Origin of the sequence: Microbacterium sp. zg-Y1090, from assembly GCF_030246945.1 — a bacterium.
Classification (GTDB): Bacteria; Actinomycetota; Actinomycetes; order Actinomycetales; family Microbacteriaceae; genus Microbacterium; species Microbacterium wangruii.
On the sequence record NZ_CP126742.1, the window covers coordinates 1,196,528 to 1,218,610 of the forward strand.

19 protein-coding genes and 1 tRNA gene are annotated in these 22,083 nt (G+C 72.4%); 11 read left to right on the forward strand and 9 right to left on the reverse strand.

The window, feature by feature from the left end; translation table 11 throughout:
* Positions 1 to 10: 10 nt before the first annotated feature.
* Positions 11 to 508 carry a MarR family winged helix-turn-helix transcriptional regulator gene (locus tag QNO26_RS05605; protein ID WP_257531568.1) on the reverse strand — a complete coding sequence of 166 codons (498 nt, stop codon included), beginning with the start codon at positions 506 to 508 and terminating at the stop codon, positions 11 to 13.
* Between the two features lie 159 nt (positions 509 to 667).
* Here QNO26_RS05605 and QNO26_RS05610 point away from each other — a divergent pair, with 159 nt between their 5' ends.
* From QNO26_RS05610 to QNO26_RS05645, 8 genes are all read left to right on the forward strand, one after another.
* The gene (locus tag QNO26_RS05610; protein WP_257638279.1) at positions 668 to 4,240 is read left to right on the forward strand and encodes a glycosyl hydrolase 53 family protein; all 3,573 of its coding nucleotides are present in this window, start codon (positions 668 to 670) and stop codon (positions 4,238 to 4,240) included.
* Positions 4,241 to 4,284: 44 nt separating this feature from the next.
* Positions 4,285 to 4,356: transfer RNA gene (locus tag QNO26_RS05615), tRNA-Gln, on the forward strand.
* A 1-nt stretch (position 4,357) separates the two neighbouring features.
* Complete coding sequence (gene glmU / locus QNO26_RS05620) at positions 4,358 to 5,818, forward strand: bifunctional UDP-N-acetylglucosamine diphosphorylase/glucosamine-1-phosphate N-acetyltransferase GlmU (protein WP_257531564.1); 1,461 nt, start codon at positions 4,358 to 4,360, stop codon at positions 5,816 to 5,818.
* Positions 5,793 to 6,827 carry a ribose-phosphate diphosphokinase gene (locus QNO26_RS05625; RefSeq protein ID WP_257531561.1) on the forward strand — a complete coding sequence of 345 codons (1,035 nt, stop codon included), beginning with the start codon at positions 5,793 to 5,795 and terminating at the stop codon, positions 6,825 to 6,827. The genes glmU and QNO26_RS05625 overlap by 26 nt, the downstream gene beginning before the upstream one ends.
* A gap of 5 nt (positions 6,828 to 6,832) precedes the next feature.
* Positions 6,833 to 9,565 carry a cation-translocating P-type ATPase gene (locus tag QNO26_RS05630; protein WP_257638280.1) on the forward strand — a complete coding sequence of 911 codons (2,733 nt, stop codon included), beginning with the start codon at positions 6,833 to 6,835 and terminating at the stop codon, positions 9,563 to 9,565.
* 73 nt (positions 9,566 to 9,638) lie between these two features.
* Positions 9,639 to 10,046 carry an FMN-binding protein gene (locus QNO26_RS05635; protein ID WP_257638281.1) on the forward strand — a complete coding sequence of 136 codons (408 nt, stop codon included), beginning with the start codon at positions 9,639 to 9,641 and terminating at the stop codon, positions 10,044 to 10,046.
* Positions 10,043 to 10,918 (forward strand): FAD:protein FMN transferase, encoded by an 876-nt coding sequence (locus QNO26_RS05640; RefSeq protein WP_257531556.1) that lies wholly within the window; start codon positions 10,043 to 10,045, stop codon positions 10,916 to 10,918. Before QNO26_RS05635 ends, QNO26_RS05640 begins: the two co-directional genes overlap by 4 nt.
* Before the next feature lie 60 nt (positions 10,919 to 10,978).
* Positions 10,979 to 12,520, forward strand: coding sequence for an FAD-dependent oxidoreductase (locus tag QNO26_RS05645; RefSeq protein ID WP_257638282.1), 1,542 nt, complete (start codon positions 10,979 to 10,981; stop codon positions 12,518 to 12,520).
* 3 nt (positions 12,521 to 12,523) lie between these two features.
* On the opposite strand, the gene QNO26_RS05650 is transcribed toward QNO26_RS05645, so the two are convergent.
* From QNO26_RS05650 to QNO26_RS05670, 5 genes are all read right to left on the reverse strand, one after another.
* Positions 12,524 to 14,047 (reverse strand): sensor histidine kinase, encoded by a 1,524-nt coding sequence (locus tag QNO26_RS05650; protein WP_257531552.1) that lies wholly within the window; start codon positions 14,045 to 14,047, stop codon positions 12,524 to 12,526.
* Complete coding sequence (locus QNO26_RS05655; RefSeq protein ID WP_257531550.1) at positions 14,044 to 14,778, reverse strand: response regulator transcription factor; 735 nt, start codon at positions 14,776 to 14,778, stop codon at positions 14,044 to 14,046. The genes QNO26_RS05650 and QNO26_RS05655 overlap by 4 nt, the downstream gene beginning before the upstream one ends.
* Positions 14,779 to 14,822: 44 nt before the next feature.
* Entirely contained in the window at positions 14,823 to 15,257 is a 435-nt protein-coding gene (locus QNO26_RS05660) for a VanZ family protein (RefSeq protein WP_257531548.1), read from the reverse strand.
* 41 nt (positions 15,258 to 15,298) lie between these two features.
* Positions 15,299 to 16,879, reverse strand: coding sequence for an NADP-dependent phosphogluconate dehydrogenase (gnd, locus tag QNO26_RS05665; RefSeq protein ID WP_257531545.1), 1,581 nt, complete (start codon positions 16,877 to 16,879; stop codon positions 15,299 to 15,301).
* A gap of 62 nt (positions 16,880 to 16,941) precedes the next feature.
* Positions 16,942 to 17,598 (reverse strand): bifunctional 4-hydroxy-2-oxoglutarate aldolase/2-dehydro-3-deoxy-phosphogluconate aldolase, encoded by a 657-nt coding sequence (locus QNO26_RS05670; RefSeq protein ID WP_257531543.1) that lies wholly within the window; start codon positions 17,596 to 17,598, stop codon positions 16,942 to 16,944.
* A 106-nt stretch (positions 17,599 to 17,704) separates the two neighbouring features.
* Here QNO26_RS05670 and QNO26_RS05675 point away from each other — a divergent pair, with 106 nt between their 5' ends.
* Positions 17,705 to 19,132, forward strand: coding sequence for a gluconokinase (locus QNO26_RS05675; protein ID WP_257531542.1), 1,428 nt, complete (start codon positions 17,705 to 17,707; stop codon positions 19,130 to 19,132).
* An 8-nt stretch (positions 19,133 to 19,140) separates the two neighbouring features.
* Here QNO26_RS05675 and QNO26_RS05680 read toward each other — a convergent pair whose 3' ends face one another.
* A complete protein-coding gene (locus QNO26_RS05680; RefSeq protein ID WP_257531540.1) occupies positions 19,141 to 19,836 on the reverse strand; it encodes a FadR/GntR family transcriptional regulator in 696 nt (231 codons plus the stop codon).
* Positions 19,837 to 19,871: 35 nt separating this feature from the next.
* Positions 19,872 to 19,994, reverse strand: a complete 123-nt coding sequence (locus QNO26_RS05685) for a hypothetical protein (protein WP_257531538.1) — start codon at positions 19,992 to 19,994, stop codon at positions 19,872 to 19,874.
* 212 nt (positions 19,995 to 20,206) lie between these two features.
* Between QNO26_RS05685 and QNO26_RS05690 the strand changes: the two genes are divergently transcribed.
* Both QNO26_RS05690 and pth read left to right on the forward strand, forming a co-directional pair.
* Positions 20,207 to 20,830 (forward strand): 50S ribosomal protein L25/general stress protein Ctc, encoded by a 624-nt coding sequence (locus QNO26_RS05690; RefSeq protein ID WP_257531536.1) that lies wholly within the window; start codon positions 20,207 to 20,209, stop codon positions 20,828 to 20,830.
* 74 nt (positions 20,831 to 20,904) lie between these two features.
* Complete coding sequence (gene pth / locus QNO26_RS05695; RefSeq protein ID WP_257531534.1) at positions 20,905 to 21,489, forward strand: aminoacyl-tRNA hydrolase; 585 nt, start codon at positions 20,905 to 20,907, stop codon at positions 21,487 to 21,489.
* A 16-nt stretch (positions 21,490 to 21,505) separates the two neighbouring features.
* Here the strand turns inward: pth and QNO26_RS05700 are convergent, their stop codons facing one another.
* Positions 21,506 to 22,042, reverse strand: a complete 537-nt coding sequence (locus tag QNO26_RS05700; protein ID WP_257531532.1) for a hypothetical protein — start codon at positions 22,040 to 22,042, stop codon at positions 21,506 to 21,508.
* Positions 22,043 to 22,083: the final 41 nt, after the last annotated feature.

The window sequence follows — 22,083 nt, forward strand, 5'->3', positions numbered from 1 at the left end:
TCCCAGACGGTCAGGAGTCGAAGCTGAGACTGAGCTTGCGCAGCAGGGCGGCGAGGCGCTCGCGGTCGGGGCGGGACAGCGAGCCCAGCAGGGTCGCCTCGGCGTCGACCAGGCGCGTGATCGCGGCATCCACGCGGGTCTTGCCGTCGCCGGCCAGGGTCACGAGCACGCTGCGGCCGTCGGCGGGGTCGCTCTCGCGGCGCACGAGCCGACGGGCCACGAGGCGGTCGATGCGGTTGGTCATCGTCCCGCTGGAGACCAGCGTCTGCTGCAGCAGCTGCTTGGGGCTGAGCTGGAACGGCTCTCCCGCCCGGCGCAGCGCCGAGAGCACGTCCCACTCCCACGGCTCGAGATCGCTGCGGTGGAACGCCTCGCGTCGGGCGCGGTCGAGATGGCGCGACAGGCGGTCCACCCGGGACAGCACCTCCAGCGGGGAGAAGTCGAGGTCCGGGCGCTGGGTCTGCCACGCACCGACGATGCGGTCGACCTCGTCCGTCTGCTGAGCCATCCCCCCATTATCGGTCCCGCCCAGGTCACGGTTCGGTAACGACGACCGGCTGCCCCCTGGCGGCGGCGGAGGCGCCGTCGGAGACTGTGACCGGTCACAGAAGACCCGGCCGTCGAAGGGGATGGGAGCACCATGCGCGCACGCGGGACGAACAGGTGGATGCGGGGCGCGGCCGCCGTGGCATCCGTCGTGCTGGTGACGACGGGACTGGCCCTTCCGGCGGCCGCAGCGGACGGCCCGGTCGAGGCCGGGATCGTCGTGCCGAAGGTCGAGGGGATGCTGGCGGACTTCATCGCCGGCGCCGACGTCTCGTCGGTGATCGCGCTCGAGCAGTCCGGCGTGGTCTTCCGCGACGCCGCCGGTCAGCCGGCTGACCTCTTCGCCGTGCTCGCCGACGCGGGGCTCACCGACGTGCGGGTGCGGGTGTGGAACGACCCGTTCGACGCCGCCGGCAACGGGTACGGCGGCGGCGACACCGATGTCGCGCGCGCGGTCGAGATCGGTCAGCGGGCCACCGCGGCAGGGCTGGGGGTGCTGGTCGACTTCCACTACTCCGACTTCTGGGCCGATCCGGCCAAGCAGCATGCGCCCAAGGCATGGGAGGGCTACACCGCCCAGCAGACCGCGGATGCCGTGGCGGAATTCACCGGCTCGGCGCTCGCCGACTTCATCGCCGCCGGGGTCGATGTGCGGATGGTGCAGATCGGCAACGAGACCAACGGCGCGGTGGCGGGCCTGACCGGCTGGGACGGCATGGCGCAGGTCTTCGCCGCCGGCTCCGCAGCCGTGCGCTCCGCCCTCCCCGATGCGAAGGTCGTGGTGCACTTCACCAATCCCGAGACCGCCGGGCGCTATGCCGGGTACGCCAGGGAGCTGGCGGACCGCGGGGTCGACTACGACGTGTTCGCCTCGTCGTACTACCCGTTCTGGCACGGTTCGCTGGGCAACCTCACCACGGTGCTGCGGGACGTCGCCGACACCTACGGCACGCAGGTGATGGTGGCCGAGACGTCGTGGGCGCACACGCTGGAGGACGGCGATGGCCACGGCAACGTCATCGACCTCCCCTCGGAGGCCACCGCGTACCCCGTGAGCGTGCAGGGGCAGGCCACCGCGCTGCGCGACGTGATCCAGGCGGTCGTCGACGTCGGCGACGCCGGCATCGGCGTCTTCTACTGGGAACCGGCCTGGCTGCCGGTGGGGCCGCCGTCCGAGGTCGAGCGCAACCGCGAGCTGTGGGAGACCTTCGGCTCGGGGTGGGCCACCAGCGCGGCCGGCGAGTACGACCCGGATGACGCGGGCCAGTGGTACGGCGGCTCCGCGTGGGACAACCAGGCGCTGTTCGCCTTCGACGGCACACCGCTGGAATCACTGCAGACGTTCCGCTACGCCCGCACCGGGGCCACCGCCCCGCGTGCGGTGAGTGCGGTCGAGCAGCCGGTGCTCACCCGCCCCGCCGGTGACCCGATCGCCCTCCCCGCCACTGTGGCGATCACCTACAACGACGGATCGGTGGAACAGGAGGCGGTGACCTGGTCGGATGCCGCGGACTGGATCACCGGGCCCGGTGTCTACCGCGTGAGCGGCGTCACCGCGGGCGGGCACGCCACCGTGGCGACCATCACCGTGCAGGCGGTCAACCATCTCCGCAATCCCGGATTCGAAGACCCCGACCTGTCGATGTGGCAGCGATCGGGGCCGCTGACGCTCCGCGCCGCCGATGACCCCCGCAGCGGCACCGCCTCGGCGCACTTCTACGCGGCCGACGCCTTCGGCTTCACCCTCGCGCAGACCGTCACCGGTCTGCCGGCGGGGGACTACACCGCCTCCGGCGCGCTGCAGGGCGACGGTGAGGGCGACGGCGGGGTGACGCTGTCCCTGTCGTCGTCGGGCGGGGATGCCGCAGAGACGCCTTTCGCCTTGTCGGGCTGGCGGGTCTGGTCCGAGCCTCGGACGGGCGTCGTGACGATCGCCGAGGGCGACACGCTCACCGTCACCGTGCGCGGCGACCTCCCCGGCGGGGCGTGGGGGACGCTCGACGATCTGGTGCTGGCAGCGGCGGCCGAACCCGGTGCGGACACCGCCGCGCTCGACGACGCCGTGGCCAGGGCCGCGGCGGTCGACCGCACCGTCGCCACGCCGGAGTCCCTGGCCGGCCTGGATGCCGCGCTCGCGATCGCGGGGGTCGTGCGCGGCGCCGCGGCGCCGACCGCCGCTCAGGTCGCCGACGCCCTCGCCCTGGTCGAGGCCGCGCTCGCCGCTCTCGAGGCGGGGGGAGAGGTGCCGCCCGCCGTGCTCGCGCCGGTCGAGCTCACGGTGGCCGAGGGTGCCGAGATCGCCCTCCCGGCGACGGTGCGGCGCACCGCGTGGAACGGTGTCGTCGACGAGGTCCCGGTGACCTGGTCCGAGGCGGTGGAGTGGATCACGGGGCCCGGGGCCTACACGGTGCCCGGCACCGCGGACGGCGCCCCGGCGGTCGCCCGCATCACGGTCACCGAGCGGGAGTGGGTCGTCGACGGCGGGTTCGAGGGCGACGGCTCGGCGTGGACCGTCACGGGCGGGGGCGCCGCGATCACCGACACCGCCGACGCGGCGAACGGCCGTCGCGCGGTGGACTTCTGGAACGATGCGGCGTACGGGTTCGAGGTGACCCAGCGGATCGACGGCGTCACCGCCGGAACCTACGGCCTCTCGGCCACCGCGCAGGGCGACGGCGAGGCGCCGGGGGACACCCTCGAGGTCACCGCCGCCACGGCATCCGGCGCGCACGCCGCCGCGCTGCCACTGGAGGGCTGGCAGGCGTTCGCGACGGGGACGACCGCGCCGTTCACCGTGTCCGAAGGCGAGGTGCTCACGGTCGGCATCCGCGCCGCACTGAGTGCGGGTGCGTGGGGCACGGTCGACGACCTGCGCCTGGTGCGCGCGGGGGAGCGCACCGACACGTCTGCGCTCGCCGCGGACATCGCCGCCGCTCGGGCACTCGACCCCGCCGCCTACACCGCAGCCTCCTCGGAGGCGCTCGCCGACGCCCTCGCCGTGGCCGACGTCGTGGTGGCCGCGCACTGGCCGACCCCGGCGTCGGTCTCCGCCGCACGCGCGGGGCTGGCCGAGGCGACGTCGCTGCTGGTGCGCCGCGACGCCGACCCGTCGACGTCCGCCCCCGCCGTCGGCGTGCTGGCGCATGACAACGGCTGGGACACGGGGCTCCGCGATGGCGACTACACCGTGCGGATGAACCTGTGGTGGGGGGTCAACGGCTCGTCGTTCCGGCTCTACGAGAACGGTGTGCTCGTCGCCGTGCAGCCCCTCGTCTACGGCGGCATCGCCCCGCAGACCGCCGCCGTCCCGATCACCGGCCGTCGTGACGGCACGTACGTGTACACCGGTGAGATCGTCAACGCCTCGGGCGTCACCGCCACCCGACCGGTCACCGTCACCGTGACCGACGCGTCCCCCGGCACCCCCGTGCTGCGGCACGACAACGGGGATCGCGATGGGCGCTACACCGTGACCGCCGACATGTGGTGGGGCACCAACGCGACGGCGTACCGGTTCTTCACCGATGGTGTGCTCGTGGCGGAGGGGGTGCTGGAAGCCCGCACCCCCTGGGCGCAGAGCGCGCGGCTGAACGTGGTCGGCGCCGCGCGGGGGACGCACGTGCACCGCGTGGAGTTCTCCAACGCGGCGGGGGTGACCTCGAGCAGGACACTCGCCGTCGCGGTCACCCGCTGACCGCCCCTCTGGCAGACTTGTCACGTCGTTCTGCGGGACGACGGTCCGCCGTGGTGTAACGGCAGCACGACAGCCTTTGGAGCTGTTAGGCCCAGGTTCGAATCCTGGCGGCGGAGCATGACAGACAACGCGCTCGCCGTCATCGTGCTCGCCGCCGGTCAGGGCACCCGCATGAAGTCGAAGCTGCCCAAGGTGCTGCACCGCATCGGCGGGCGACCGCTCATCGGACACGTGCTCGACATCGCGCGCGACCTCGGCCCCGCCCAGGTGCTGGTCGTGGTGCGCCACGAGCGCGACCAGGTCGCCGACGCCGTCGCCGGCATCGGCCCCGACGTGCACATCGTCGACCAGGACGATGTGCCCGGCACCGGCCGTGCCGTGCAGGTGGCGCTGGACGGGCTGCCCGGCTTCACCGGCGATGTGCTCGTGCTGTCGGCGGACGTGCCGCTGATCGAAGCCGAGACGCTGGCGCGCCTGGTCGAGGTGCACCGCGCCTCCCATGCCGCCGCCACCCTGCTGACGGCGGTCCTCGACGACGCGACGGGCTACGGCCGCGTCATCCGCGACTCCACCGGCGCGGTCGCCCGCATCGTGGAGCAGAAGGATGCCAGCGAGGCCGAGGCCGCCGTCACCGAGATCAACGCCGGCGTCTACGTGTTCCGCGCCGATGCGCTGCGCGCGCAGATCGCGCGGGTGGGCGTCGACAACGCGCAGGGCGAGATGTACCTCACCGACGTCATCGGGCTGCTGCGCGCCGACGACGCGCCGGTCGCCGCCCTCACCGCCCCTGACGCCGCGACCGCGCTCGGGGTGAACGACCGGGTGCAGCTGTCGGAGGCGGCGCGTCTGCTCAACGCACGCGTCGTGCGCCGGTGGCAGCTGGAGGGCGCGACGATCCTCGACCCCGCCACCACCTGGATCGACGTCACCGCCTCGCTCGCGCCCGACGTCACCGTGCTCCCGGGTTCGCACATCCTGCGCACCACCACCGTGGCATCCGGCGCCGTCGTCGGCCCCGACACCAGCCTGGTCGACTGCGAGGTGGGGGAGGATGCCACCGTCACCCGCAGCGACGCCACGCTCGCCGTCATCGGCGCCGGCGCCACCGTCGGCCCCTTCGCCTATCTGCGCCCCGGAACGTACCTCGGCGACCGCGGCAAGATCGGCACGTTCGTCGAGACGAAGAACTCCACCATCGGCGAGGGCAGCAAGGTGCCCCACCTCTCGTACATCGGCGACACCACGATCGGCACAGGGGTCAATCTCGGCGCCGGGGCGATCACCGCGAACTATGACGACATCGCCAAGCACCGCACCGAGATCGGCGATGAGGTGCACACCGGTTCGCACAACGTGTTCGTCGCGCCGGTTAGGATCGGAGATGGCGCGAAAACCGGTGCGGGTGCGGTCATCCGCAAGGATGTGCCTGCCGGTGCACTGGCACTCAGCGTCGCCCCCCAGCGCAACGTCGAAGGGTGGGTCGAGACGAATCGACCGGGTACGAAGGCGGCGGATCTCGCCGCCCGAGCCCGGTCTGCACAGAAAGCGGACGATGGCTCGCAAGAACAAGACGGTTGATCTCGACAGGGCGAAGGACATCGCGCCCGGGCTCGTCGCCAAGACGAAGAAGCGCCTGGTCGTGGCCTCCGGGCGATCGCACCTCGCGCTCGCGAACGCGGTCGTCGCTCAGATCGGCACGGAGCTCGTGCCCACCGAGTACCGCACGTTCGCGTCGGGTGAGATCCTCACCCGCTTCGAGGTGTCGATCCGCGGCTGCGACGTGTTCCTCATCCAGTCGTTCGGCCCGCCGGTCAACGAGTGGCTGATGGAGCTGCTGATCATGCTGGATGCCGCCAAGCGCGCGTCGGCCAAGCGCATCACCGTCGTGGCCCCCTACTTCCCCTACTCCCGCCAGGACAAGAAGGGGCGCGGCCGCGAGCCGATCTCGGCCCGCCTGGTGGCGGACCTGCTCAAGACCGCCGGCGCCGACCGCGTGATGAGCGTCGACCTCCACGCTGCGCAGATCCAGGGATTCTTCGACGGCCCGGTCGACCACCTCTTCGCCAAGCCGGTGCTGCTGGAGTACTTCCGCCGCACGCTTTCGCCCGAGGACCGCGATGCGCTCACCGTCGTCTCTCCCGACACCGGGCGCGTGCGCGTGGCCGACACCTGGTCGGACAGCCTCGGGGCGCCGCTGGCCATCATCCACAAGCGCCGCGACCCGAACGTCGCCAACCAGGTGACCGTCAACGAGATCGTCGGCGACGTCTCCGGGCGGGTCTGCCTGCTCGTGGACGACATGATCGACACCGGTGGCACCATCGTGAAGGCTGCGGAGGCGCTGAAGAAGAACGGCGCCCAGCGGGTCATCGTCGCGGCGACGCACGCGATCTTCTCCGACCCCGCGACGGAACGGCTGCAGAGCCCGGCCATCGATGAGGTCGTCGTCACCGATACCGTCCCGATCCCCGACGAGAAGCGCTTCGCCACGCTCACGGTGCTGCCCATCGCACCCCTGCTGGCCCGCGGTATCCAGGAGGTCTTCGAAGACGGATCGGTCACCAGCATGTTCGACGGAGCTGCGTAGGCTCGATGGGCGCGCCGGAGGCGGTTCCGACGGACTTCGAGGTCGACCATCCGTTCGCCCTCGAGGTGGACGAGGTGGAACGCGCCCTCGCCACCCGTCGGGAGGGCCTGAGTTCGGCGCAGGCGGATGAGCGCATCGCCGAGGTCGGCCGAAACGAGCTGCCCGAGCCGCCTCGGCGTCCCGCGATCCTGCGGTTCCTGGCGCATTTCAACGACACCCTGATCTACATCCTGCTCGCCGCCGCGGTCATCAAGGCCGTCATGGGCGACTGGCTGGACTTCTGGGTGATCATGGCCGTCGCGATCATCAACGCCATCATCGGGTTCGTCCAGGAGGGCCGCGCCGAGAAGGCCCTCGCCGGCATCCGCGGCATGCTCTCGAACGACGCCAGCGTGCGCCGCGACGGCCGGTGGACGACGATCGAGGCGGCCGACCTGGTGCCGGGCGACGTCGTGCGACTCGCGCCCGGTGACAAGGTGCCCGCCGACCTGCGGCTCTTCCAGGCGACGCAGCTGCGCATCGACGAGGCGGCGCTGACCGGCGAGTCGGTGCCGGCGTCCAAGGGCATCGAGCCCGTCGCCGCCGGTGCGGGCGTGGGGGACCGCCGATCGATGGCGTTCTCGGGCACCATCGTGTCGGCGGGGCAGGGCCGCGGCATCGTCACCGCCACCGGCGGGCGCACCGAGATCGGCACGATCCAGGCGCTGGTGGGCGAGGCCGGATCGATCACGACACCGCTGACGAAGCAGCTCGACTCGTTCGGGCGCGTGCTGACGATCGTCATCCTCGGCATGGCCGCCGTCATGCTGCTCATCGGCCGGTACCTGCACGGGATGCCACTGGACGAGCTCATCTCTGCGGCGATCGGCTTCGCCGTGGCGGCGATCCCCGAGGGGCTGCCGGCGCTGGTGACCATCACCCTCGCGATCGGCGTGCAGCAGATGGCCCGCCGCTCGGCGATCACCCGCAAGCTCCCCGCCGTCGAGACCCTCGGCGCCGTCACCACCATCTGCAGCGACAAGACCGGCACCCTCACCAAGAACGAGATGACCGTGCGGCGCATGGTCACCGCCCGCGCGGCCTACGCGACGACGGGTCTGGGCTACGACCCCTCCGGCGAGATCGTGCCGGCCGACCCCGAGCGCGGCCTGAGTCCCGCCGAGCAGCGGCGTGACCTCGCACCGCTGCTGGCGGTGGCCACCCTCTGCAACGACGCCCACCTCGCCGAACGCGAGGGCGGCGGTGACGGCCCCCGGTACGCCCTCGTCGGCGAGCCCACCGAGGGCGCGCTGAAGGTCGTGGCGCTGAAGGGCGGCGTGAGCACGCGGGGCACCCGCCGCGTCGCCGTGGTGCCCTTCGACTCGGCCTACAAGTTCATGGGGACCCTGATCGAGTCCGCCGACGGGGCGAGGGCGGTGCTCGTCAAGGGCGCCCCCGACCGACTGCTCGAGCGCTCCCGCACGCAGCGGGGCGCGGACGGTGCCGAACCGCTCGACATCCCCTTCTGGGAGGCGGCGATCGACGACCTCAGCTCTCAGGGGCTGCGGGTGCTGGCGGCCGCGCGTCGGCCCGCGGGCGAGGGCGACGAGCTCTCGGCCGATGACCTCGAGGACCTGGAGTTCCTCGGGCTCTGGGGCATCCTGGACCCGCCTCGCCCCGAGGCGATCGAGGCCATCGCCGACTGCCACGCCGCCGGCATCCGCGTGAAGATGATCACGGGCGATCACGCCGGCACGGCACTGGCCATCAGCCGCGAGATGGGACTGGTCTCGGGCGACGACGTGACGGTGCTCACCGGCGGCGAGCTCGAGGCGATGAGCCAGGATCAGCTCGCCCGCGTCGTGCGTGACGTCGACGTGTACGCCCGCACCAGCCCCGAGCACAAGATCCGCATCGTGCGGGCGCTGCAGTCGCACGGCGAGGTGGTCGCCATGACCGGCGACGGCGTCAACGACGCCCCTGCCCTGACGCGCGCCGACGTCGGCATCGCGATGGGCATCAAGGGCACCGAGGCCACGAAGGAAGCCGCCGAGATCGTCCTGGCCGACGACAACTTCGCCACGATCCGCAGCGCGGTGCGCGAGGGGCGGCGCATCTACGACAACCTCCGCAAGTCGGTGGTCTTCCTCCTGCCCACCAACGGCGCGCAGTCGCTCGTCATCCTGGTGGCCGTGGTCTTCGGCCTCGCGCTGCCGCTGACGCCGGTGCAGGTGCTGTGGGTGAACATGGTCACCGGGATCACCCTGTCGCTCGCCTTGGCGTACGAGCCCGCGGAGCGGGGCATCATGACCCGTCCGCCACGGGCACCGGGCGGATCGCTCATCAATCGTGGCGAGCTGGGCTTCGTGCTGCTGGTCTCGGTGCTCATCGGCGGGGCGACCCTCGGCCTCTTCTACAGCGTCGTCGGCACCGGTGTCGACCTCGGCTACGCGCGCACCGAGGCGGTGCTCATGCTGGTGCTCGGGCAGCTCGCCTACCTGTTCAACTGCCGTTTCCTCACGCGCTCCAGCCTCACCGGCGACGTGCTGCGGGCGAACCCGGTGGTCTGGGGATCGGCGGGGGTGCTGCTGCTGCTCCAGCTCGTCTACACCTACGTCCCGTTCATGAACGACCTGTTCGGCTCCCGCCCGCTGGCGGCATCCTCGTGGGTGCTGCCTGTCGTGCTGTCGCTGGCCGTCTTCCTCGCCGTCGAGGGTCTGAAGACGCTGCGGCGCCGCATCCTCGCCGTCGACGCATAGCCCCCACCCAGCGTCGCTCCCGGTGCCGACGGCTACCGTGGACGACCCACGCCCCCACCGAGAGGACTTCCCGATGCGCCCCTCCTCCCGCACGCCTCGTGCCGCCGCGCTGGCAGGAGCGGCCGGCATCCTGCTGCTGTCCGGCTGCGGCGCCGGTGCCGACACCGCCGCCGCGCCCGACGCGGACTACGCCGACGGCAGGTACGAGGCCACCGGCTCCTACGCCACACCGGAGTCGGTGGAGCAGATCGACGTCACCGTCGAACTCGCCGACGGCATCGTCACCGACGTGCAGGTGGTGGGCGACCCGACCAGGCCCGAATCGGCGCGGTACCAGTCGCAGTTCATCGGCGGCGTCGCCGACGAAGTCGTGGGAAAGCCCCTCGACGAGATCTCCGTCACCCGGGTGGCGGGGTCGTCGCTGACCAGCGGCGGGTTCGCCGAGGCCCTCGAGGCCATCAAGGCCGACGCCGCGAAGTGACCGGCGCACCGGTGTCCTGGCGTTTCGAGGCCATCGGCACGCGCTGGGAGATCGTCACGGAAGCGGCGCTGCCCCCTGCCGCGCGTGCCCTCGTCGCCGAGACGGTCGACCGCTTCGACCGTGCGTGGTCGCGCTTCCGCTCCGACTCCCTCGTGTCGCGCCTGGCTGCAGGGGGATCCGTCCCGCCGCCCGACGACGCCGGCGACATGCTGGGGGTCTTCGCCGAGCTGACGGGGGCGACCGGAGGGGCCGTCTCGCCGCTCGTGGGCGACGCCCTGGCCGCGCGCGGGTACGACGCCGACTACAGCCTGGTCGATCGCGGGGCCCTCCCCTCGCGCGAGGACTGGCGCACCCGGCTGCGATGGGATGCCGAGAGACTGCAGCTCGACGGACCCGCGACGATCGACGTGGGAGCCCTGGGCAAGGGTCGCCTCGTCGACCTCGTCGGCGCGTGCCTGGCACCGTGGACGGGTGATGGCGCGCTCGTCGTCGATGCCGGGGGCGACGTCCTGGTGCGGGGGACCACCGAGCGCATCGGCCTGGAGCATCCGTACGACCCGACGCGCGCGATCGGGGTGTGGGAGATGACGGATGCCGCGCTCTGCGCCTCCGCCGTCACCCGGCGGGCCTGGGGCGAGGGGCTGCACCACGTGCTCGACGCCCGCACCGGCGAGCCGGTGCGGGCGGTGGCGGCGACCTGGGCGGTCGCCGCCACCGCAATGCGCGCGGACGCCGCCGCGACGGCGCTGTTCTTCGCCGGCGGCGCCGAGCTGGCGGCCCGCTGGGGGGTGTCGTGGGTGCGCATGCGCACCGACGGCACCGTCGACTGGTCGCCGGGCTGTACGGCCGAGGTCTTCCGCTCGGCGCGCTAGCGTTGATGTCATGACAGCCGTGCCCTCCCTCCCCGCCGCCGCGACGCCCGGGGCGGCCTGATGGGCGGGCTCACCGCCCTGTGGGGGCGTGTCTTCGCCGTGCTCGGCAAGGCGTCGACCTACCGGCTCGTGCTCGTCGCATTGGGGGCCCTCGCCGTCATCGCGTTCGTGCTGTCGTTCTTCGGCGTCCTCGTTCCGTCGCCCGGAGAGCTGGTCGCCACGCTGCTGGTGCTCGCGGCCGCCTGCAGCATCGTCGACGCCGGCGCGCAGCGGCTGCTGAAGCTGCCGTGGCGTGTGGAATCCTCGCTCATCACGGCCCACATCCTGCTGTTCGTGCTGCGGCCGTCACTCGAGGTCGGCGCGCTCCTCGGCATCGCCGCGGCCGGCGCGATCGCTTCGCTGTCGAAGTACCTGCTGGCCTGGCGCGGGCGCCACATCTTCAACCCCGCCGCCGTCGGCGCGGCCGTCGTCACCATCGCCGGTTTCAGCACCTCGGCGTGGTGGGTCGGCTCGCCCTTCCTCGCCCTGCCGGTGCTGCTGCTGGGGTGCACGGTGCTGCTGCGCGCCGAGAAGCTGCGCGTCGTCGCGGTGTTCTGGGTCATCGCCGTCGGAGTCGCCGTCGTGCGCACCTCGGTGCAGTACCAGCAGGCGGGCGAGCAGGTCGCCGGCGGCGACCTGCTCTGGCAGATCGTCACGGCCTCGCCCTTCCTGTTCCTCGGCGCCTTCATGCTGTCCGAGCCCCTCACCATGCCGCCACGGCGCTGGCAGCAGTTCACCGTCGCCGCCGTCGTCGGCGTGCTGGCCGGCTGGCCGATCGACGTGGGCGTCGTGAGCCTCGGCCAGGAGCGGGCGCTGCTGATCGGCAACCTCGTCGCCTTCTTCTTCACCTGGCGCGCAGCGGTGAGTCTGACGCTCACGGCGCGGACCGACCTCACGCCCACGGCACGGCAGCTGACCTTCCGCACCCGTCGCCGGCTGGCGTTCGTGCCGGGGCAGTTCCTCGAGCTCGAGGTGCCGCACCGTCACCCCGACGCACGCGGCACGCGGCGTGAGTTCAGCATCGTCTCCTCGCCCGAGGAGCTGCCGGAGCTGCGCATCGCCTTCCGCGAGGGCGGCGGCCCGCAGTCGAGCTACAAGAAGGCCCTCGCCGCGGTCACCCCCGGCGACCCGCTCGCCGTCACCGGCGTCTGGGGCGACTTCGTGCTCCCGCGGCGCACCACGAGCCCGGTGCTCATGGTCGCGGCCGGCATCGGCGTCACCCCGTTCGTGTCGCAGCTGACCCACATGCGGCTGGCGGACGAGCAGCGCGACATCGTGCTCGTCTACGTCGCATCGGAGGCAGCGGAGCTGGCCTTCCGCGACGAGATCGCCGCCTCCGGGGTGCCGGTGGTGGTCTTCACCCGCGATCGCCCGGCCGATCTGCCCATGCACTGGCGCTGGGCGCGCGGCGTGCGGCTGGACGCCGACGGGCTGCTGAAGGTGGTGCCCGACATCGCCGCACGGCACGCCTACATCTCCGGCCCCGCGGGACTCATCGCCGACCTGGCGCCGGCGCTCGAACGCGCCCGCTCGATCACGACGGACGCGTTCTCGGGGTACTGACCCTCAGCCCTGCTCCTCGGCGCCGGGCTCGGGGGAGTCCGGGCCGCCGCCGGCCGCCGACGCGGTCCCCGCGACGGGCAGACGCACCTCGAACACCGTGTCACCGGGTCGGCTCCGCACCGTCAGCTCGCCGTGATGGGCCTGCACGATGGCGCGGGCGATCGCGAGCCCCAGGCCGGTGCCGCCGGTGCGGCGGGCGCGCGAGCGGTCGCCGCGGGCGAAGCGCTCGAACAGCTCGTCGGCCACCCGCGGGTCGACGCCGGGACCGTCGTCGTGCACCCGCAGCACCGCGCTGTCGCCTTCGCGCGCCACCGAGGTCGTCACCGTGGTGCCGGCGGGGGTGTGCACGCGGGCGTTGGCGAGCAGATTCGCCGCCACCTGGTGCAGGCGCCCGGCATCGCCGGCGATGACGATCGGCTCGGCATCCACCTCCAGTCGCCAGGAGTGGTCCGGGCCCGCGACGCGCGCGTCGCCGACGGCTTCGACCGCGAGCCGGGTGAGGTCGACGGAGCCGAACACGAGCTCCTGCCCCTCATCGAGTCGGGCCAGCAGCAGCAGATCCTCCACCAGAGCGGTCATGCGCAGCGACTGCGCCTGGATGCGCTCAAGGGCCTGCTCGGTGTTCGCCGCGGTCTCGGGCGCGGTGGGCGCCTGGTGCAGGGCGCGCAGCGACAGCTCGGAGTAGCCCCGGATGGATGCCAGGGGCGTGCGCAGCTCGTGACTGGCGTCGGCGACGAATGCGCGCATGCGCCGCTCGTTGCGCTCGCGCGCCATGAGCGAGGTGCCCACATGGTCCAGCAGCATGTTCAGCGCCGCCCCCACCTGGCCGATCTCGGTGCGCTCGTCGGCCTGGTCCGCCGGCACGCGCTCGGAGATCGACACCTCACCCTCCGACAGCGGCTTCATCGCCACCCGCGTGGCGGTCTCGGCGACGGCGCGCAGCGGCCGCAGCGACGAGCGGATGATGAGCGCGATCGCCGCGGACAGCAGCAGCAGGCCGCCCGCGGTGAGCAGCGTCACCGTCGTCAGGATCTGCGCGATCGTGGCGGTGACGTCGGTGGTGGGAAGCCCGACGACGGCGTACAGGCCCGACCCGTCGCTGCGCATGAGCACGCGGTACTCGCCGAGTCCCGGGAGGGTGACGGTGCCGTCCCGCTGGTCTTCGAAGGCTGTGGCGATGCGGTCGATCTCCGCGTCGTCGAGGGTGACGATGCTCTCGTCGTCGGCCACGTACGCGCCGGTGACGTCGACGAGGGTCTGCAGCACGAGAAGGGTTCCCGGCTGCTGGCGGCCGACGGAGAGCGCCTCGGCGGCGGTGCCGGTGGTGGTGATGCGCACCCGGTCGGCGGCTTCGCGCACCTGACCGTCGAGATTCTGCTGGATGATCGTGCCGAGGATGGTGCCGGTGGCCAGGCCGATGCTGACGAGGATCAGCGCGACCAGCGACACGACCGCGGTGATGAGCCGGGTCTGCAGGCTCCAGCGGCGCACCCGTGGCGCATCCCCGGATGCGGAGGTCTCGGTCACTGCGGGGCTTTGATCATGTAGCCGACCCCGCGCACCGTGTGGATCAGCGGTTCGCGGCCCTGGTCGATCTTCTTGCGCAGGTACGAGATGTACAGTTCCACGACGCTGGAGCGTCCGCCGAAGTCGTAGTTCCACACCCGGTCGAGGATCTGCGCCTTCGACACCACGCGGCGCTGATTGCGCATGAGGTAGCGCAGCAGCTCGAACTCGGTGGCGGTCAGCTCGATCTGCTCGCCGCCGCGTTCGACCTCGTGCGAGTCCTCGTTGAGCGTCAGATCGCCCACGCGCAGGATCGGCTCGCTGCCGGCGACCGCAGCGGTCCCGGCGCGGCGCATCAGGGCGCGCAGGCGTGCGACCACCTCTTCGAGGCTGAAGGGCTTGGTGACGTAGTCGTCGCCGCCGGCGGTGAGGCCGGCGACCCGGTCGCCGACGGCATCCTTGGCCGTGAGGAACAGCACCGGCACGTCATTGCCGGAGTGGCGCAGCCGCTGCAGCACCGACATGCCGTCGAGGTCGGGCATCATGATGTCGAGCACCATCGCGTCGGGCGCGAAGTCGCCTGCCGCCTGCAGGGCCTCGTACCCGGAGGCCGCGGTGCGCACCTGCCACCCCTCCATCCGAAGGGCCATCGACAGCAGGTCGGTGAGCATCTGCTCGTCATCGACCACCAGCACGCGCACAGGGGAGCCATCGGGGCGTCGGAGTTCCGGCTGGGGGGCGCTCGCGGTCATGCCCTCATTGTGTACCTCCCTGGAGAGGATTCCTATGGAGCGCGCTATGCGCCCGCTGTGAGATCACCGGCGCCGGGAGAGCGACGAGCGCGGCGCGACACCCGCGCGATGGCCGCCACGGCGCCGGCGCCCACGGCGGCGCCGAGGGTGTTGGCGATCAGGTCCCGCACGTCGGGGTAGCGGGCGGGCAGCGCGATCGCCTGGGTGAGTTCGATCGCAGCGCTCAGCGCCAGTCCGACGCCGGTGGCCAACCACCACCGGCGGGGGCCGGTCCACAGCACCCACAGCGCCCCGACAGGGGTGAACAGGGCGACGTTCGCCGTGAACTCCAGCACGGGATAGGTCAGCCAGGCCGTCACGGGCAGTGTGGCGAAGGTTTCGGACAGCGCCTTCAGGGTGCCGCCGGCGCCCTCCGGCTGCGGGCCGAGCGTCAGCGATGCCAGCCAGGCGAGGTAGGCCGCCGAAGCCGCCCCGAGCACGATCAGCCCGGGGCGGCTCCGAACGGGGATGAGGGCGGGCGTCAGTGGGTGTCCTCGGCCTCGATCTCCGTGCGGTCGCCCGACCACAGCGTGTGGAAGGTGCCGGGCTTGTCGATGCGCTTGTAGGTGTGGGCGCCGAAGAAGTCGCGCTGGCCCTGGATCAGGGCAGCGGGCAGCCGCTCGGCGCGCAGCCCGTCGTAGTAGGCCAGCGACGAAGAGAACGCCGGGGCGGGGATGCCGGCGGTCGCGGCGGTCGCCACGATGCCGCGCCACGCGTCCTGCGCACGACCGAGCGCCTCGACGAAGTAGGGCGCCGTGAGCAGCACGGGAAGGTCAGGGGCTGCGGCGTACGCGTCGCTGATGCGGTTGAGGAACTGCGCGCGGATGATGCAGCCGCCGCGCCAGATCTTCGCGATCGCGCCGAGATCGATCGCCCAGTCGTACTCTGCGGCCCCGGCCCGGATCTCGTCGAACCCCTGGCTGTAGGCGACGATCTTCGACGCGTACAGCGCCAGGCGCACGTTCTCGATGAACGCGTCGGGGTCATCGACGGTGAGGGTCTCGGAGGCGCCGGGGAGCTCGCGCGACACCTGACGCTGCTCGGGGTGGCTCGACAGCGACCGGGCGAACACCGCCTCGGCGATCCCGGACACGGGGGTGCCGAGATTCAGGGCCGTCTGCACGGTCCAGGCCCCGGTGCCCTTGGCGCCGGCCTGGTCGAGGATGACGTCGACGAGCGGCCGGCCGGTCTCGGCATCCACCTGGCGCAGCACCTCGGCGGTGATCTCGATGAGGTAGGATTCCAGCTCGCCGCGGTTCCACTCGGCGAAGACGTCGGCGATCTCGGCGGGGGACTTGCCGGTGCCCCGGCGGATGAGGTCGTAGGCCTCGGCGATCAGCTGCATGTCGGCGTACTCGATGCCGTTGTGCACCATCTTGACGAAGTGGCCCGCGCCGTCGTGCCCGACGTGCGTCACGCACGGCTCGCCCTCGGCGACGGCGGCGATCGAGCGCAGGATCGGCCCGAGGGTGACCCACGACTCGTCGGAGCCGCCGGGCATGATCGAGGGCCCTGTCAGCGCACCCTCCTCGCCGCCCGAGATGCCGGCGCCGACGAAGTTGATGCCCGTCTCACGCACCGCCTTCTCGCGGCGGATCGTGTCGGTGAACAGGGCGTTTCCGCCGTCGACGATGATGTCGCCGGGCTCGAACACCTTGGTGAGCGCGTCGATGACGGCGTCGGTGGGGCCTCCGGCCTTGACCATGATGATGGCGGTGCGCGGTCGCTGCAGCGACGCGGCGAACTCGTCGTACGAGAAGGTGGGGACGAACCCGGCTTCGGGGTGCTCGGCGACCAGCTCGTCGGTCTTGGACCGCGACCGGTTGTAGACCGCGACGGTGTTCCCCTCGCGCGAGGCGAGGTTGCGGGCGAGGTTCGAGCCCATCACCGCCAGGCCCACGACCCCGATGTTGGCGCGCGGGGCGGCCGCGGAGTCCGGGCCCTCCGGGGTCGCCGCGGGGCGGGGCACGTCCTGCGGCGAGGGCGCGCCCTCGTGCACCTCGGCGGAGCCGGGGGTGTCGTCGCGATCGTCCGAGGTGGTGGTCTGGGCCTTGTCGTTCATGCTTCTCCTCGTGCCTGCCGGCCTGCAGTGCGCCGTGGTGCTGGCCGCACCCGGGGCGGGTTCTAGCGTAGTGCGGCAGCCGCGTCGGATCGGGGTGCCCCCGCAAGTGTGACGAGCCGGCGGGTCCGACGGGTCACCTCGGCCCAATCGCCGGCGCCGACGGCCGCCTCCGGCAGCATCCATGACATCCCCACGGCCGGGACCGCGGGGATGGCGAAGTAGTCCGCGAGGTCGTCGGGCCCGATGCCGCCGGTGGGGACCAGGGTGACCTCCCCGAAGGGCGCCGCCAGCGCGCGCAGGGCCGCAGCACCGCCGGACGCTGCGGCCGGGAAGAACTTCACCGTCGTGATGCCGAGTTCGAGGGCCGCCTGGATCTCGGTGGCCGTCACCGCCCCGGGGAGCACCGGGACCCCCCGCAGACGGCAGCGCTCGACGACGGCGCGGCTCGTGCCGGGGGAGACGATGAAGCGGGCGCCGGCGTCGACGGCGGCATCCACCTGATCGGGTCGCACGACCGTGCCCGCACCGACGAGCACGTCGCCGCGCGCGGCGACGGCCGCGATGGCATCGGCCGCCGCGGCCGTGCGGAAGGTGATCTCGGCGACCGGCACGCCGCCGTCGGCGAGCGCGCCGGCGATCGCGACGGCCTGGCCGCTGGAGTCGGCCGTGACCACGGGGACGATCCGATGCGGGCGCAGCAGTGCGAGGACCTGATTCATCATCCGCTTCCGTCGGGCGCGATCGTCGCGCGAGGACGGAAAGATCATATCATTGGGGGGTGTCCGCGATCCGCGTGCGCCGCCCCGCCCGACGATGGACGTCCCCATGTTGATCCTCGCCCTCGAATGCAGCACCACGTCCGCCAAGACGATGCTGTTCGACGCCGATGCGGGTCTGGTGGAGGTGCAGGAGCGACGGCTGACGGTGCCCGGCGGCGACAGCGCGGTGCGCGACGGCGACGACATCGTCGCGCAGGTGCTCGACCTCGGTCGCGACGCGGCGGCCGGCCGGCCCGTCGACCTCATCGCCCTCAGCGGCACCTGGCACGGGCTCACGCTGCGCACCCCCGAACTCGAGGCCGTGACACCCGTTCTCGAGTGGCCGTACACCGGCGCGCGGGAGCTCACGGCCCGCCTGCGGCGCGACGACGACTTCGCCCGCTGGTTCCACGGGCGCACCGGATGCCTCGTGAACGCGTCCTACCCCGCCTTCAAGCTGCGCCACCTGCGCGACGCGGGTCAGGACCTCAGCGGACTCGTGGCCATGGACCAGCCCACTGTGCTGTTCGCGCGGCTGACCGGCGAGATCTCCACCAACGCGTCGCTGGCATCGGGCACGGGGCTGCTGGGGGTCGCCACCGGCGAGTGGGATGCCGAGGTGGTCGATCGCCTCGGACTCGGCGACGTCGAGCTGCCCGCCGTGCGCGCCGCGACGGCGACGGCGCCGCTGACTCCCCACGCCGCGGCGCGTCTGGGACTGCGCGCCGGCATCCCGGTGCTCACGCCCGGCCCCGACGGCGGCCTCAGCCAGGTGGGGGATCTGGCCACCGAGCCCGGGGACATGACGTTCTCGATGGGAACGAGCGGGGCGCTGCGCATGGCGACGCGGCATCCGGCGCTCTCGCCCACCCTCAGCACGTGGGCATACCGTTCCCCGCTCGGGCCGCTCAGCGGCGCCGCCACGTCCGGCTGCGGCAACTGCGTCGACTGGGCGCGCGACCGTCTGTTCGGCGCGGACGTCCCGTACCGCGAGCTGGAGCCGCTGCTGTCGGCGGAGCGCACCGACCTGCCGGTGTTCCTGCCGTTCCTGTTCGGGGAGCGCAGCCCCGGGTGGCAGGACGGGCGCCGCGGCGGACTGCTCGACCTGCAGCCGCACCACACCCGCGCCGACATGTACCAGGGCGTGCTGGAGGGCATCGTCTACTCGCTGTACCACTGCTACACCGAGCTGACGCCGCTGACGGGCGCGCCCCGGCGCATCGTGCTGTCGGGTGGCGTGCTGTCGTCGCCGATGTGGACGCAGCTGACGGTGGACGTCTTCGGCGTCGCGATGGAGCTCTCGCCGCGCCGGCACAGCTCACTGGTCGGCGCCGTGCGCATGGGGCTGCGGGCGTCGGGCCTGAGCGGGCGCCATGCCGCCTTCGACGACGTCGCGCCGGTGGTGGTGTCCCCGCGCACCGAGCGGCGCGCGCAGTACGACGCCGGCTTCGCGCGGTACCTGGACCGCTACGCCCGCACGGGCGCGGAGGCCTGAGCGGGCGGTCAGGAATCCGCGCCGACTTCGCCCAGCACGGTGTCGACGTAGCGCCGGGTGTGGTGCTCCGCGGCGTCGGCGTCGCCGCGGGCGATGGCCGCGGCGGTCTGCACGTGGTTGTGCAGCGCCTGCGCGTGGGGGACGCCGGGGGTCAGGCCGGCACGCGAGCGGCCCGCGATCACGGCGGCGACGGCCGGTTTGACGGCGGCCAGGAGCGGGTTTCGGCTGCTGTCGAGAAGCAGGTCGTGGAAGGCGATGTCGACGGCGAGGTACTCATCGCCGTCGCCGCGGCCCTGCGCGCCCAGCTCTTGGAGCAGGGCGGCCAGGCGCACCAGCTCCGTCCGCTCGGCGTCGGTGGCGCGGACCGCGCTCAGCCTGGCGGCGATGGGCTCCACCGCCGCGCGCAGCTCGTTGACCACCACCAGCTGCCGGTCGCGGTGCGGGCCGCGCAGCTGCCAGCCGATCAGTCGCGTGTCCAGCGCGCTCCAATCGCCGGTGGGCCGCACCGTCACGCCGATGCGGCGCCGGGACTGCAGCATGCCCATCGCCTCGAGCACGCGCACCGCCTCGCGGATCACGGTGCGCGAGACGCCGTACTCCTCTTCGAGGCCGGCGAGGGTCAGCACCGTGCCGGGGGAGACGCTTCCCGACGCGATCCGGATGCCGAGGTCGTCGACCACGGATCCGTGGGATGCCTGCGCCACGAGGGCTCCGATCGGCGTGTGCGGCCGGGGTCCGCTCAGCCCTGCTTGTAGCCCTGGCGGCCCAACGACCACAGGGCTGCGACAGCGCCCACACCCGCCGCAGCGGTCATGATTCCGATGATCCACAGCAGGACGTGCGAGATGAAGCCGTATTCCATGGGGTGTCCTCCGGGAGTGCGAGCGGGCGTCTTCATGCTACCCGCGTCGCTGGTAGACTCGGAACGAACTTCGGCGAGGGATGGGGCGCACGTGCGCCGGCATCCGTGATCGACGCGGTGATGCAGGCCTTGCGGCTTTCCTCACGCGCATGCGTTCGAGTCGAACCACAGACCCAGATCTGGGCTGAACCAGCCCGCAAGGAGATATCAACATGTCGACTGAGACCGACACCAAGGTCGTCGCCACCAAGCGCGAGAACTTCGGCAAGGGCTTCGCCCGCCGCCTGCGTGCGTCCGGCCAGGTCCCCGCCGTGATCTACGGCCACGGCACCGACCCCGTGCACGTCGCACTGCCCGGCCACCAGATGCTGCTGCTCATCCGCCGCGCCAACGCGGTGCTCGAGCTCGAGCTCGACGGCACCCAGCAGCTGACGCTGGTCAAGGACGTCCAGAAGGACCCCGTGCACCAGATCATCGAGCACATCGACCTGCTCGTGGTGAAGAAGGGCGAGAAGATCGAGGTCGACGTGCCGATCACGGTGCACGGCGAGCCCTACCCCGGCACCATCGCCAACCTCGACGCCGTCAGCATCCTGCTGCAGGTGGAGGCCACGCACATCCCGCAGTCGATCGAGATCGACGTCGAGGGCCTCGAGGAGGGCGCGCACATCACCGCCGCCGACCTGAAGCTGCCCAAGGGCGCGACGCTGGCCGCCGACCCGGAGACCCTCATCGTCGCCATCTCGGTGCCGTCTGCGACCCTCGCGGCCGAGGACGAGATCGCGGCTACCGACGAGGCCGTCGCCACGGAGCAGTCCGAAGAGGCTTCCGAGTAAGACGCTCATGATGAGGGGGTGCGGATTCCGCACCCCCTCATCGCGTTTTCCGGCGCTGGGGCAGGAGGGATGACATGGCACAGACCTGGCTGGTCGTAGGACTGGGAAACCCCGGTCCGCGGTATGAGATGACGCGGCACAACGTCGGCCAGCTCGTCGTGGACGAGCTCGCGGCGCGGCGGTCGGAGAGCTTCCGTGCCCACAAGGCGAACGCCCGTGTGGCGGAGACCTGGCTGCGTCCGGGTGCCGACAAGCTGGTGCTGGCCAAGCCCAACTCGTTCATGAACGTCTCGGGCGGCCCGGCGTCCGGTCTCGCGTCGTTCTACGGGGTTCCCCCCGAGCGCGTGGTGGTCGTCCACGACGAGCTGGACATCCCGTTCGACACGATCAAGCTGAAGATCGGCGGCGGGCACGGCGGACACAACGGCGTGCGCGACGTCGCGAAGGCGCTCGGCACCGTCGACTTCCCCCGCGTGCGGGTGGGCATCGGGCGCCCTCCGGGACGACAGGATGCCGCGGACTGGGTGCTCGACCCGTTCGCCGCGACCGAGCGCAAGACGCTGCCGATCCTGGTCTCCGACGCCGCCGACGCCGTCGAGCAGCTCATCGCCGAGGGGCTGCTCGCCGCCCAGCAGCGGCACCACGCCCCGCGCGACTGAGGTCTCGCGGCCGACGTCAGGGGCCGAGGGAGGCGGCGACGCCGAGGCTGAAGGACAGCGCAGCGGCGACACCGAAGATCACGGGCCCGACCGCGGCGACGACGACGGCGGCGATGCCCGCGCCGCGGCCGCGCCGGCGCGCGATCGCGACGATCCCCTGCACGAACCCCCAGGTGCCGAGCACCGTCCCCGACCAGAAGGCCACCTCGGTCGCCAGCACCTCGCCGCGCACGGGGGCGAGCATCGCCAGGTCGAACCCCGTCGCCATCGGTGTCGCGCCCTGCTGCAGCGCCAGCACCTCGCCGATGGGGGCGCATGACATCACCGCCACGATGCCCGCACCCACGGCCCCGACCAGCGCGAGGACGAGAGCCAGGATCCCGAGCGTGTTCGTGCCGTCGGGCGCAGGCGGCTGCATGCCGGTCCGGGGAGCGCCCGGGGCGGTGTAGGGGGCGACGAAACCCGGTGCCGGGTATGCGCCGTACGGCGCGGGTGCGCCCGGCTGCCACCCGGAGGGGCCGGAGGATGCCGGGGGCACGGGCTGCTGGTTCACGCCCCCATCCTAGGAGTGGTCGCGAGGCGCCCCCACCCGGT

Excerpts from the sequence above, each read along its gene's own strand:
- QNO26_RS05605 (WP_257531568.1), bottom strand. The coding sequence starts at position 508 with ATGGCTCAGCAGACGGACGAGGTCGACCGCATCGTCGGTGCGTGGCAG.
- QNO26_RS05610 (WP_257638279.1), top strand. The coding sequence starts at position 668 with ATGCGGGGCGCGGCCGCCGTGGCATCCGTCGTGCTGGTGACGACGGGA.
- glmU (WP_257531564.1), top strand. The coding sequence starts at position 4,358 with ATGACAGACAACGCGCTCGCCGTCATCGTGCTCGCCGCCGGTCAGGGC.
- QNO26_RS05625 (WP_257531561.1), top strand. The coding sequence starts at position 5,793 with ATGGCTCGCAAGAACAAGACGGTTGATCTCGACAGGGCGAAGGACATC.
- QNO26_RS05630 (WP_257638280.1), top strand. The coding sequence starts at position 6,833 with ATGGGCGCGCCGGAGGCGGTTCCGACGGACTTCGAGGTCGACCATCCG.
- QNO26_RS05635 (WP_257638281.1), top strand. The coding sequence starts at position 9,639 with ATGCGCCCCTCCTCCCGCACGCCTCGTGCCGCCGCGCTGGCAGGAGCG.
- QNO26_RS05645 (WP_257638282.1), top strand. The coding sequence starts at position 10,979 with ATGGGCGGGCTCACCGCCCTGTGGGGGCGTGTCTTCGCCGTGCTCGGC.
- QNO26_RS05655 (WP_257531550.1), bottom strand. The coding sequence starts at position 14,778 with ATGACCGCGAGCGCCCCCCAGCCGGAACTCCGACGCCCCGATGGCTCC.
- gnd (WP_257531545.1), bottom strand. The coding sequence starts at position 16,879 with ATGAACGACAAGGCCCAGACCACCACCTCGGACGATCGCGACGACACC.
- QNO26_RS05670 (WP_257531543.1), bottom strand. The coding sequence starts at position 17,598 with ATGAATCAGGTCCTCGCACTGCTGCGCCCGCATCGGATCGTCCCCGTG.
- QNO26_RS05675 (WP_257531542.1), top strand. The coding sequence starts at position 17,705 with ATGTTGATCCTCGCCCTCGAATGCAGCACCACGTCCGCCAAGACGATG.
- QNO26_RS05685 (WP_257531538.1), bottom strand. The coding sequence starts at position 19,994 with ATGGAATACGGCTTCATCTCGCACGTCCTGCTGTGGATCATCGGAATC.
- QNO26_RS05690 (WP_257531536.1), top strand. The coding sequence starts at position 20,207 with ATGTCGACTGAGACCGACACCAAGGTCGTCGCCACCAAGCGCGAGAAC.
- pth (WP_257531534.1), top strand. The coding sequence starts at position 20,905 with ATGGCACAGACCTGGCTGGTCGTAGGACTGGGAAACCCCGGTCCGCGG.